Raw genomic sequence first — 12252 nt, 5'->3', positions numbered from 1 at the left:
TGTGAACATTCAAAAAATCGTCTTCCTGTGCGCCCTTCTGGGCGCATTTTTGCTGGCTTTTGCCCTTTTACCGCCAGGCACGCTCTCTCTCGACTCGGTAAAAACGCACCATCAGACGCTCCTCCTCCTGGTTGAAGATCATCCTGTACGCAGCGCAGCTCTCTACTTTGCGGTCTATGTGGCGGTCGCGACGTTGTCGATTCCGGGCGCGGCGATTCTGACGCTGCTGGGCGGGGCGCTGTTTGGACTATGGCAAGGCGTGTTGTTAGTCTCTTTTGCCTCCACGCTCGGCGCAACGCTCGCCATGCTCATGAGCCGTTACTTGCTTCGCGACTGGGTACAGCAGCGTTTTAACGAGCAGATGAAAACGGTCAATCACGGTATGGATCGCGACGGTACTGGGTATCTTTTTGCACTCCGCCTTATGCCGCTGTTTCCCTTTTTCCTGGTGAATCTACTCGCAGGGCTCACGCGCCTGGGTGTGCGCCAGTACTGGTGGGTCAGCCAGCTTGCGATGCTACCCGCCACTGTTATCTTTCTTAATGCCGGACGCGAACTGGGCAAACTGACCTCCCTGCGCGATATTCTGTCGCCGGGAATGGTATTCGCCTTTACACTATTGGGGTTATTACCACTGGTCACACGCTGGCTGTTTTCTCGTTTCTACCACTCTTCGCTGTAAACAGGGAGGCATCATGCGCCGTGTGCGTTTTTGCGCGTTTCTGACGGGATTGTTACTGGCAAGTCCCGCTTTTGCCGACACTAACTGGCAGACTATCCAACGGGAAGCCAGTGGCCAGACCGTCTGGTTCAATGCCTGGGGCGGCGATCAGGCAGTTAACCGCTACCTTGACTGGGTCAGTGGCGAGATGAAAAGCCACTACGCCATCAATCTCAGGATCGTTCATCTTGCCGATGCGGCCGATGCGGTTAAACGTATTCAGACCGAGCACGCCGCCGGGCGTAAGACCAACGGCTCTGTCGATTTATTGTGGGTCAACGGCGAGAATTTCCGCACCTTAAAAGAGGCCAACCTGCTACAGACAGGCTGGGCACAAAGCCTCCCCAACTGGCGTTACGTCGATACCCGTAAACCCGTGACGGAAGATTTCGCCATCGCAACCGATGGGGCAGAATCTCCGTGGGGCGGCGCGCAGCTCACCTTTATCGCCCGCAACGCGAGCCTGCCTGAACCGCTGAACGATCCCGCCATGCTGCTTGATTATGTGCAGCAGCATCCTGGAAAAGTGACCTATCCACGACCGCCTGACTTTACCGGTACAGCGTTCCTGGAACAGCTTTTACTGACGTTGACTACGCACCCGGACGCGCTAAAAACGGCCCCGGACACCGCGACATTGGCTCAGGTCACCGCGCCATTGTGGGCATACCTCGACAAACTGCATCCTTATCTGTGGCGTGAAGGGCGCGATTTTCCGCCTTCCCCCGCGCGAATGGATGCCTTGCTTGCCAGTGGCAACATCAACCTCTCGCTGACGTTCAACCCCGCTCATGCCCGACAAAAAGTGGCCAGCGGTGAACTCCCGGCCGACAGTTACAGCTTCGGTTTTCGCAACGGGATGATCGGTAATGTACATTTTGTTGCCATCCCGGCTAACGCCAGTGCCAGTGCAGGAGCCAAAGTTGTCGCTAACTTCCTGCTGTCGCCCAGGGCACAACTGCGCAAAGCCGCTCCGGCCATCTGGGGCGATCCCAGCGTACTGGATGTCAAAAAACTCTCGGACAGCGATGCAGAAAAACTGAACGGGCATACGCCTGAAGGTCTTCCTGATGTGCTAGGGGAACCTCATGCAGCGTGGATCCCGTTGCTGGAGCAGGAATGGCTTCGCCGTTACGGAACCCGCTAAGCGGGCTGGCCTGGCTTGCCGTTGCGGTCATTTATATCCCGCTGCTTCCTGCCGGAGTCACGATACTGGCTCCGGCATTCTCCGCTGAAAACTGGCGGTCGCTGCTGAGCGATCCGCAGCTCCCACAGGCATTTGCCGCCACCCTAAGCTCAACGCTTATCGCCACCCTGGGGTCACTCGTTATTGCCCTTTTTCTCGTTGCCGCGCTTTGGCCTGGAGAACGCTGGCATCGCCTGAGTACGCGTCTGCCGTGGCTGTTGGCCATTCCCCATGTGGCCTTCGCCACCAGCCTTCTGCTGATGTTTGCAGAGGGTGGGCTGTGGTATCAGTTGTGCTCATTCTGTACCCCCCCGTTTGACCGGTTTGGCGTAGGACTGGGGTTAACGCTCGCGCTCAAAGAGAGCGCTTTTGTGCTGTGGGCCATTTATGCCGTGTTACCGGTCAAAGGTCTGGCGCAACAAAAAGTGGTATTACAAACCCTCGGCTATGGGCGTTTTCAGACACTGTGCTGGCTGGTCATCCCGACCATCGCCCCTGCCCTCGGGGCGGTAATGCTGGCAGTGCTGGCATGGTCGCTCGCCGTCGTGGATGTGGCGATAATTCTGGGGCCAGGAAATCCCCCGACGCTCGCGGTGCTGGCGTGGCAATGGCTCAGCCAGGGCGATGCGCAGCAACAGACGAAAGGCGCCCTGCTGTGCCTGGTTTTAGTGCTGATGCTGGCGTTACTGGCAGCCACTGGCTTGTGCATAGGGAAAGTATGGCGGAGGAGACTGCCGAACGTTTCCGGCGTTCGTCACGCCTCGCGCATCCCTCTTCCCGGCGCCGTACTTCAGTGGTTGCTGCCCGGTATCGGGATCGCCAGTCTGTTGATTCTCGGCGTACTGGCGCAGCACAGAGAAACCGCGCTCGCCCCCCTCATCATCAGCCTCTCTTTTGGCCTGCTCGCCAGCTTGCTGGCGCTGGTCGTGATCTTCCTCTGGCTCGAATGGGGGCCGCAACGTGGTGCGGTCTGGGTCTGGCTGCCGCTGGCACTTCCTGCGCTACCGTTAGTCTCCGGGCAATATTTCATTGCCCTGCACCTCGGGATCGATGGGCTGTTTACAACCATATTATGGGGCCATCTGTTGTGGGTATTTCCGTGGATGTTGCTGGTAATGCAACCTGCGTGGCGCAGGCTTGATCCCCGGCTCATCCTGATTGCCCGAACGCTGGGCTGGCGGCGCGTAAAGTGCTTTTGGCTGCTAAAATGCCCGCTAATGCTTCGCCCCGCACTACTGGCTTTTGCCACCGGTTTTTCCGTGAGCATGGCACAGTACATGCCGACACTCTGGTTAGGTGCGGGACGTTACGCCACACTCACCACCGAAGCGGTCGCACTCAGCAGTGGCGGCAGCGTCCCCATTCTGGCTTCCCGTGCGCTGGGACTTTTATTATTAACAGGCGCAATATTCAGTATTGCGGCCCTGTTATCCCGGCTCGCAGGCCGTTACCGACAAGGATTACGTTAATGCTGATGGTGAAAAATCTCTCCATTGAACCGCTTTTCCGCCAGGTTAATTTTTGCGTACAGTGTGGTGAAATTGTCACCCTGATGGGACCTTCCGGCAGCGGAAAATCGACACTTTTTTCCTGGATGGTCGGGGCGCTTACCGCCAATTTTCATGCCCAGGGCGAGCTGTGGCTTGCTGAACGTCGCTGCGACACACTCCCCGTGGAAGAACGCGGCCTTGGGATATTGTTTCAGGATGCTCTGCTGTTTGATCACTTCAGCGTAGGGCAAAACCTGTTGCTGGCTCTTCCGGCACATATCACCGGGCACGCGCGAAAAGTGGAAGTACACCAGGCACTGGCCTCGGCAGGTCTGGCAGATCACTATGCCAGCGATCCAGCAACGCTCTCCGGCGGCGAGCGTGCCAGGGTCAGTTTATTACGCGCCTTGCTGGCTCAGCCCCAGGCGTTGCTGCTTGATGAACCCTTCAGCCGCCTGGACAAAACTCTGCGCACCGCCTTTCGGGCCTGGGTATTTGCCACCGTACGCGCACGCAAAATCCCCGTGATACTGGTCACTCACGACGAAGAGGATATTCCACCAGATGGTGAGGTGATTCAGCTATCCCGCTGGCAATAACGTGCTTCAATCTGTGCTAACGCAATGTTTTCTGTTTCAGGTGAGATGACAATGACCGCCTCTTTTATTGACGTCAGGCTTTTCGATGAAACGTGTTTCTCAACTGACCGCGCTGGCTCTGCTCTGTGGCCTCGCCTCATTTTCCTCAGTGGCTGCTGATATGCCCCACTCACTGACGCTGGAACAGGTGCAACAACAACACGGGGCCGTCATCGACACCCGAGTGAGTGCCTTCTACAACGGCTGGCCACAGTCCCTGAGCGGACCATCTGGACATGAACCGGCAGCGCTCAACCTCTCGGCCTCCTGGCTCAGCGCCATGAGCGACGAACAGCTTGCTGGCTGGGCGAAACAGCATCATCTTGCGCCTTCAGCCCCCATTGCTCTCTATGGCAGCGAGGCCGATAACCTGGCGGTGAGAACGCGTCTGAAAAAAGCCGGGTATTCACAAGTATCGGTCCTGAGTGATGCCCTGCAACAGGCTGGCCGTCTGCAACGCTTACCGCACTTTGAACAACTGGTTTATCCTCAGTGGATCCATCAGTTACAGCAGGGTAAACCGATCGCCGCCGCGCCTGCGGGCGAATGGAAGGTACTTGAAGCCGGCTGGGGCGCGCCGAAGTTTTTCCTGCTGAATCACATCCCTGGCGCGGGCTACATTGATACCAATGAAGTCGAAAGTGAACCGCTGTGGAATAAAGTCTCTGACGATAAGCTAAAAACCATGCTGGCTAAACACGGGATCCGTCACAACACTACGGTGATCCTGTACGGTCGGGACGTGTATGCCGCGGCACGCGTGGCGCAAATCATGCTCTACGCCGGGGTCAAGGATGTACGTATTCTTGATGGTGGCTGGAAAACCTGGTCCGATGCAGGTCTTCCGGTTGAGCGTGGCATGCCTGCGGAGGTGAAACCTGCCCCCGATTTTGGTGCACCGATCCCTGGCCAGCCACAGCTGATGGTGGACATGGAAGGCGCGCGCGGCATGTTGCACCGCCAGGATGCCTCGTTGGTCAGCATTCGTTCATGGCCAGAATTCATTGGTGAAACCAGCGGCTATAGCTACATCAAACCAAAAGGCGAGATTGCGGGTGCTCGATGGGGGCATGCGGGCAGCGACGCCACTCACATGGAAGACTTCCATAACCCGGATGGCACAATGCGTAGCGCCGATGACATCGCCGCGATGTGGAAACAGTGGGACATTCTGCCCGACCAGCATGTGGCGTTTTATTGCGGCACAGGCTGGCGAGCCTCTGAAACCTTTATGTACGCCCGTGCGATGGGCTGGAAAAATGTCGCCGTCTACGATGGTGGCTGGTACGAATGGAGCAGCCATCCGCAAAACCCGGTCTCTGTGGGAGCGCGCGGGCCGGAAAGTTCACGTTAACGCACCCGCGATTTTAACGTGACGTAACCGCTCCAGATGCGCGTTGTGGTGGTGAGCCAGCACAACGCGCCAAAGATCCAGGCAAACAGAGGGAAGTACGCCGGAAACAGGCAGCACAGCACAAACAGCGCGATTGTCTCTGTCCCTTCCGTTAACCCACCAATGTAATAAAACGACTTGTGCGCATAGCCTGGGTTAGCAATATTGTGTTTCGCCGCCAGCGCTGCAAACGCGAGGAAACTGCTTCCCGTACCGATAAACGCGAATAACAGCCAGGCGGATGCCAGCGCATTTTCCGCAGGTGCAGCCAACGCAAATCCAAACGGCACAAGCGCATAGAAGAGAAAATCGAGCACAATATCCAGAAATCCGCCCGCATCGCTTAACCCCCGCCGACGGGCCAGTGCGCCATCAAGCCCATCCAGTAGTCGATTCAGCACAATGGCAACCAGTGCCGCCGGATACCAGCCCAGCGCCAAAAAGGGCAACGCCAGCACGCCTGTCGCAAACCCTGTTAACGTCAGGCCATCGGGGGAGATAACGGGCTTATCCAGCAAGCTCGCCAGTTGATTCAGTACCGGTTTCAGACGCGGATGCAGATGGCGATCAAGCATGAGGTTTCCCCTGGAACGTGGCACAAAGGCCCTGGGCCGGAATATCCAGGGCAGCATTAAAGCGAGCTGACAGGTTCTGAAATGCAATCAACGCCGTCATTTCGGCAATTGCGTCATCGGTAAAATAACGCTTCATCTGCATTTTAATAGCCTCGTCTACCTGTGGTGGCGTGGCGGTGACAGCCTCCGCATACGCCAGTGCAACACGCTCTTCTTCATTGAAAATCGACGCTTCTCGCCAGTGGCTAACGGCCTGAACTTTATCGAGCGCCCCGGAGCGTTCAGCCAGACGGAGACTGTTTGCATCAATACAGAACGCACAATGACAAAGCTGCGATACCCGCGTCATTAACAACGAACGCAATTCGGGGCTGACACGCGCAGCACGACGCTCCAGAAACCCCACAAACAGAGCCACGAGCCAAAACAGGCGAGGCATTCTTCCCCACCAACGTGTAGGGTTCAGTACCGCACCGAAGTGTTTTTGTTGCATTGCGGCGATGGGTTTTACGCTGACGGGAAGATGTTTTACGGGGGCTACCCAGGCGGTTGTCTCTTTCACCTGATTCTCCTGATGGGTGGACTCTTTTGACGCGCAAGATATTATGTCGTTTTCCGTAACCTGTTATTGACGACCATGCTGAAAACCATCGATGTAGTGGCTGCAATCCTCGAAAAAGACGGTCGCATTTTGCTGGCACAACGCCCCGCCCATGCCGATCAACCGGGAATGTGGGAATTTGCCGGAGGAAAAGTGGAAGCAGGAGAGACGCAACCGCAGGCACTCACCCGCGAATTGCGTGAAGAACTGGGGATTGTTGCGCAGCCTGGATGCTATATCGCCAGTCATCAGCGGGAAGTCTCGCAGAGGCTCATCCATCTGCATGCGTGGCATGTTCCCGCGTATACTGGCGAACTTACGGCGCACTACCACAGCGCCCTGGCGTGGTGTACGCCTGAAGAGGCGTTGACTTATTCCTTAGCCCCGGCAGATATCCCGCTGCTGCACGCGTTTATCCTTTTACGCGACGCCAGACCAGCGGATTCGTGCTGATGGTTCTCTCATCACGCTGACACTGCAACAGCACACCGTCTGCCTTCACCACCGCCCCTTCAGAATAATTTTGATCCTGATAGATGCAGCACTGATTGCAGGGCTGCGAACTTTGTCCGCCGGAGCTGAACACGTCCGGCGGGACATTCACCTGTACATCCGGACGAAGACGGTCCGCCTGCGCACTGGCAGATAAAAGGGCAAACACAGCGGTCATCACATAACGATTCATAGAGGTCTCTTCCTGTTGTCTCCTGATACTGACTATAACGGTAAATCAACGCCGAACCTTTAATTTCTCTTGTCATCGCTTTTTGTTATGACCCGCGCCCGATAATGAATTTCCCTTTAGCGGTCAATTTCTGCTTGCCTGGCAAAGCGGTACGGGTGGTATAGTCGAAAAAGACCACAAATCGCCTACACAACATACATAAAATATTATAAGAGGTTCTTATATCTATGGATCAGACACGCTCTCTGGAATCGTTTTTAACCCATGTTCAACAGCGCGACCCGCATCAGAGCGAGTTTGCACAAGCCGTACGCGAAGTCATGACCACCTTGTGGCCATTCCTCGAAGAAAACCCACGTTATCGTCAGATGTCTCTGCTCGAACGCCTGGTTGAACCAGAACGAGTGATTCAGTTCCGCGTTGTTTGGGTCGATGATCGCAATCAGGTACAGGTGAACCGCGCGTGGCGCGTGCAGTTTAACTCGGCCATTGGTCCTTTTAAGGGGGGAATGCGTTTCCACCCTTCCGTAAACCTGTCGATCCTGAAGTTCCTGGGCTTTGAACAGACCTTTAAAAATGCGCTCACCACCCTGCCAATGGGTGGCGGCAAAGGCGGCAGTGATTTCGATCCAAAAGGCAAAAGCGAAGGTGAAGTGATGCGCTTCTGCCAGGCGCTGATGACGGAACTGTACCGTCATCTTGGCCCGGACACTGACGTCCCTGCGGGAGACATCGGCGTGGGTGGCCGTGAAGTCGGCTTTATGGCTGGTATGATGAAAAAACTGTCCAATAACAGTGCCTGCGTCTTTACCGGAAAAGGCCTCTCGTTTGGCGGCAGCCTGATTCGCCCGGAAGCCACTGGCTATGGGCTGGTCTATTTCACGGAGGCCATGCTGAAGCGTCATGGACTGAGTTTTGAAGGGATGCGGGTGGCGGTTTCAGGCTCTGGAAACGTTGCGCAGTACGCCATTGAAAAAGCGATGCAGTTTGGGGCGCGCGTAGTAACAGCGTCAGATTCCAGTGGCACAGTCGTAGATGAAGCGGGCTTTACGGCAGAAAAACTGGCGCGGCTCTGTGAAATCAAGGCCAGCCGCGATGGCCGCGTGGCAGATTATGCCCGCGAGTTTGGCCTGATCTATCTCGAAGGTAAACAACCCTGGTCTGTGCCTGTTGATATCGCCTTGCCATGTGCAACCCAAAACGAACTGGACGCTGAAGCCGCGCGCGCATTGATTACGCATGGCGTGAAAGCGGTCGCGGAAGGCGCCAACATGCCAACCACCATTGAAGCAACCGATCTGTTCCTGGAAGCTGGCGTGCTGTTTGCGCCAGGTAAAGCGGCAAACGCAGGTGGCGTGGCCACCTCTGGGCTGGAAATGGCGCAAAACGCCGCACGTCTGGGCTGGAAAGCGGAGAAAGTGGATGCGCGTCTGCACCACATCATGCTGGATATTCACCACGCATGTGTGGAATACGGCGGTGAGGCGAAGCAAACCAATTATGTGCGCGGAGCCAATATTGCCGGGTTTGTGAAAGTTGCCGATGCCATGATCGGACAAGGTGTAATTTAAGATATTGATCGTGCGGCTGGCCCTCTCCCGTCGGGAGAGGGCCACAATCGGGTGTCAGGCCGCACTTTTCTTCTTTTTGAACGGTTTCTTCGCGCCGCCGCCTGGCGCAACCATTCCTCTGAACTGCTTCACCGGCGTGCTACGCGCCTGGTTAATCAACTCAAACAATGTTCCCACCAGTGGCTGCATGAAATCCTGATAGCGGCACTGCTTCTCACTGATTTGCGTCAGGATCGACTCCCAGTGTGCCGTCATGTCCGGGCGAGCCGCCAGTTCAGGCAGGGAGTGGATCAGTGCCCGTCCTGGGTCAGTAGAGTGGATATAGCGCCCTTTTTTGACCAGGAAACCGCGTTTAAACAACAGCTCAATAATACCTGCGCGTGTCGCTTCAGTTCCCAGACCATCCGTGGCACGCAGGATCTTTTTCAGATCTTTATCCTGCACAAAACGGGCGATCCCGGTCATTGCAGATAACAGTGTGGCATCGGTGAAATGACGCGGCGGCTGAGTTTGCCGTTCAATCACTTCCCCTTTCTCGCACAACAGTTCGTCATCTTTTGCCACCACCGGCAACGGCGTGCCGTCATTCTCTTCGTCACGCTCTTTATTGCCCAACAGCGTGCGCCAGCCAGCCTCTGCGAGGAAGCGTGCTTTAGCGACGAATTTGCCTTTGGCAATATCCAGCTCAATCACACACTTGCGGAACACCGCATCAGGGCAGAATTGCATCAGGTACTGGCGGGCAACGAGGTTATATACCTTCGACTCATTCTCCGTCAGGTTGACCGAACTGCTGCGCGCTGTCGGGATAATCGCGTGGTGGGCATCCACTTTTTTATCATCCCAGCAACGATTACGGGTATCCGGGTTGACGACTGGTTGCGGTAGTAAATCCGGGGCGTGAACGCTAATCGCGTTCATGACCGCCTGCCGTCCCGCAAAGTGTTCTTCAGGCAAATAGCGGCTATCTGAACGCGGGTAGGTGATCAACTTATGGGTTTCATACAACTTCTGGCAGATATCGAGCACATTTTGCGCGCTCAGACCAAACCGCTTGGCAGCCTCAATCTGCAATGCAGAAAGGGAAAATGGCAGCGGAGCAGGTTCTGATTCCCGTTTATCGTTATAGCTGGTGACAAACGCGGGCTGGCCGGTGATCCGGTTGACCACATGGTCCGCCAGCGGACGGTGCAACAACCGCCCCTCTTCATCCTGATAGGATTCACAGGCATCGCTTGGCTGCCATGTCGCCGTGAAACGCTCATCCTTAGGCGTAACAATGTGTGCTTTGACTTCAAAGAAATCTTTAGCGACGAAATTCTCGATCTCTTCGTCACGGCGTACCACCAGTCCTAACACCGGGGTCTGAACACGCCCGACAGAAAGCACGCCCTGATAGCCCGCGTTGCGTCCCAGAATGGTATAAGCACGGGTCATGTTGATCCCGTACAACCAGTCCGCACGCGCACGCGCCAGGGCGGAAACGCACAATGGAATAAACTCACTGTTAGCACGCAGACGGGAAATCGCCCGCTCTACCGCCTGCGGGTTGAGATCGTTTATCAGACAACGCTGCACCTGTTGGCGCTTTTCCGGAGCCAGTTCGAGATAATCCAGCACCTCGTCCACCAGCAGTTGTCCTTCTCTGTCAGGGTCACCCGCGTGGATAACTTCAGACGCGTCATGCAGGAAACGCTTGATCACGTTAAGCTGTTTTGTCACCGACGGACGAGGTTGCAGACGCCACTTTTCCGGCACGATGGGGAGGTCGTTGAGGTTCCAGCGAGCATAGCGGCTGTCGTAAACATCAGGTTGCGCCTGTTCCAGCAGGTGACCAATACACCAGGTGACCACCTGCCCGTTACCGCATTCGATAAAACCGTCGCCCTTGCGATGTGGCTTTGGCAGCACATCAGCAATAGCACGGGCCAGGCTCGGTTTTTCGGCAATAAACAACCGCATCGAATTAACGGATCTCAATCATTGGACGACCACCGCGCGCGGTTACCAGCTCGCCGATCGTGGTCAGCGTGATACCAAACTCTGCGGCCGTGGCCTGAACGTCAGCTTCGGCATCTGGCGTTACAGCCAACAACAGACCACCGGAAGTTTGCGGATCGCACAGCAGGTCGCGCCATTCGGCAGGCATATCGCCCATCAGATGACCGTAGCTGGCGAAGTTACGCTGTGTACCGCCCGGCACTGCGCCCTGTGCAATATAAGCTTCAACGCCCGGCAGCTTCGGCACATCCTGATACCAGACTTGCGCCTGCACACCTGCACCCTGGCACACTTCGCTTAAATGGCCGAGCAGACCAAAGCCGGTCACATCCGTCATCGCTTTAACGCCGTCAATATTTGCGAATGCTGCCCCAGCGAGGTTCATCTGACACATCACCTCTGTTGCCAGACCAATATGTTCCGGTTTGAGCAGCGATTTTTTCTCCGCCGTGGTGAGCACGCCAATACCCAGTGGCTTGGTGAGGAAAAGTTTACACCCGGCCTGCGCCGTGCTGTTGCGTTTGACACGTTCAGTTGGCACAACGCCGGTGACGGCAAGACCAAAGATAGGTTCAGGGGCATCGATAGAATGACCTCCAGCAAGGGCGATACCCGCCTGCTGGCAGGCAAAACGGCCGCCTTCAATCACATCGCGAGCAATTTCCGGTGCAAGCGTGTTGATGGGCCAACCCAGAATCGCGATGGCCATAATCGGTTTGCCGCCCATTGCGAAAATGTCACTGATGGCATTGGTTGCCGCGATGCGCCCAAAATCGAACGGATTGTCGACAATAGGCATAAAGAAATCAGTAGTACTGATAATGCTTGTGCCGTTACCTAAATCGTAGACCGCGGCATCGTCCCGCGTTTCATTACCAACAAGCAGGTTCGGGTCGACAAACTTCGCCTGCTCACTGTGCAGGATGGTTTCCAGCACTTTTGGGGAAATTTTACAACCGCAACCCGCTCCGTGGCTGTATTGCGTTAAACGAATAGTTTGCTCGCTCATTGACATCTCCTGACCGGATGAAAGCCATGTAAGTAGATGTATATATTACAGAATCTCACATAGCACATCGTAAAATCGGTGTAAATTTAGAAGAATTCTATCATGGCGGGCATCACCGCTAAAGGACGTGTTTCATCTTCAGGACTAATCTCCCGCCCGGTGAAAAGAATACGCGTGAAGTACAATTGCCTGACAGGGCCATTGCGTTATTACCGGGTCTGATGAAGGATGTGGAACCCGATTTAACTCAGTAAATGGTTATTTACAACAATCATTTAATTTAGGCGGCTAATGGTCAGCAAACTAATTTCGAACGAAAGGGTCAGAATAAGTAAACATTTATTTTATATGCATGTTCATAAAAATCTTTAATGTATCTTTT

The 12252-nt window shown here is 55.4% G+C and carries 12 protein-coding genes; 7 read left to right on the top strand and 5 right to left on the bottom strand.

Annotation, left to right across the window (positions count from 1 at the left end; genetic code table 11):
• Window position 1 precedes the first annotated feature (1 nt).
• From HV346_RS09230 to HV346_RS09210, 5 genes are all read left to right on the top strand, one after another.
• The gene (locus tag HV346_RS09230; RefSeq protein ID WP_181623196.1) at window positions 2–682 is read left to right on the top strand and encodes a TVP38/TMEM64 family protein; all 681 of its coding nucleotides are present in this window, start codon (window positions 2–4) and stop codon (window positions 680–682) included.
• A gap of 22 nt (window positions 683–704) precedes the next feature.
• Window positions 705–1868, top strand: a complete 1164-nt coding sequence (locus HV346_RS09225; protein ID WP_181623736.1) for an ABC transporter substrate-binding protein — start codon at window positions 705–707, stop codon at window positions 1866–1868.
• Window positions 1841–3376, top strand: coding sequence for a thiamine ABC transporter permease (locus tag HV346_RS09220; protein ID WP_181623195.1), 1536 nt, complete (start codon window positions 1841–1843; stop codon window positions 3374–3376). The genes HV346_RS09225 and HV346_RS09220 overlap by 28 nt, the downstream gene beginning before the upstream one ends.
• Window positions 3376–3996: an ATP-binding cassette domain-containing protein gene (locus HV346_RS09215; RefSeq protein WP_181623194.1), complete on the top strand. Its 621-nt coding sequence runs from the start codon at window positions 3376–3378 to the stop codon at window positions 3994–3996. Before HV346_RS09220 ends, HV346_RS09215 begins: the two co-directional genes overlap by 1 nt.
• Window positions 3997–4081: 85 nt before the next feature.
• Window positions 4082–5389: a sulfurtransferase gene (locus tag HV346_RS09210; RefSeq protein ID WP_181623193.1), complete on the top strand. Its 1308-nt coding sequence runs from the start codon at window positions 4082–4084 to the stop codon at window positions 5387–5389.
• Here HV346_RS09210 and HV346_RS09205 read toward each other — a convergent pair.
• Together HV346_RS09205 and HV346_RS09200 are read right to left on the bottom strand one after the other, a co-directional pair.
• Window positions 5386–6003 carry a CDP-alcohol phosphatidyltransferase family protein gene (locus HV346_RS09205; RefSeq protein ID WP_181623192.1) on the bottom strand — a complete coding sequence of 206 codons (618 nt, stop codon included), beginning with the start codon at window positions 6001–6003 and terminating at the stop codon, window positions 5386–5388. The genes HV346_RS09210 and HV346_RS09205 overlap by 4 nt on opposite strands.
• The gene (locus HV346_RS09200) at window positions 5996–6565 is read right to left on the bottom strand and encodes a carboxymuconolactone decarboxylase family protein (RefSeq protein ID WP_181623191.1); all 570 of its coding nucleotides are present in this window, start codon (window positions 6563–6565) and stop codon (window positions 5996–5998) included. The genes HV346_RS09205 and HV346_RS09200 overlap by 8 nt, the downstream gene beginning before the upstream one ends.
• A gap of 75 nt (window positions 6566–6640) precedes the next feature.
• Here HV346_RS09200 and HV346_RS09195 point away from each other — a divergent pair, with 75 nt between their 5' ends.
• Window positions 6641–7057, top strand: a complete 417-nt coding sequence (locus HV346_RS09195; protein WP_275943329.1) for a pyrimidine (deoxy)nucleoside triphosphate diphosphatase — start codon at window positions 6641–6643, stop codon at window positions 7055–7057.
• Here the strand turns inward: HV346_RS09195 and HV346_RS09190 are convergent.
• Window positions 7017–7274 carry a YnjH family protein gene (locus HV346_RS09190; protein ID WP_239006361.1) on the bottom strand — a complete coding sequence of 86 codons (258 nt, stop codon included), beginning with the start codon at window positions 7272–7274 and terminating at the stop codon, window positions 7017–7019. The genes HV346_RS09195 and HV346_RS09190 overlap by 41 nt on opposite strands.
• Before the next feature lie 242 nt (window positions 7275–7516).
• On the opposite strand from HV346_RS09190, the gene gdhA reads away from it, so the two are divergent.
• Entirely contained in the window at window positions 7517–8860 is a 1344-nt protein-coding gene (gene gdhA / locus HV346_RS09185) for an NADP-specific glutamate dehydrogenase (RefSeq protein ID WP_181623189.1), read from the top strand.
• A 54-nt stretch (window positions 8861–8914) separates the two neighbouring features.
• Here gdhA and HV346_RS09180 read toward each other — a convergent pair whose 3' ends face one another.
• Both HV346_RS09180 and selD read right to left on the bottom strand, forming a co-directional pair.
• Entirely contained in the window at window positions 8915–10822 is a 1908-nt protein-coding gene (locus HV346_RS09180; protein WP_181623188.1) for a DNA topoisomerase III, read from the bottom strand.
• A gap of 4 nt (window positions 10823–10826) precedes the next feature.
• Window positions 10827–11870, bottom strand: a complete 1044-nt coding sequence (gene selD / locus HV346_RS09175; RefSeq protein ID WP_181623187.1) for a selenide, water dikinase SelD — start codon at window positions 11868–11870, stop codon at window positions 10827–10829.
• Window positions 11871–12252 lie beyond the last annotated feature (382 nt).

The organism is Enterobacter sp. RHBSTW-00994 (genome assembly GCF_013782625.1).
GTDB lineage: Bacteria > Pseudomonadota > Gammaproteobacteria > Enterobacterales > Enterobacteriaceae > Enterobacter.
The sequence above is the reverse complement of the archived record's forward strand: the minus strand, read 5'-3'. Positions and strand labels throughout refer to the sequence as shown.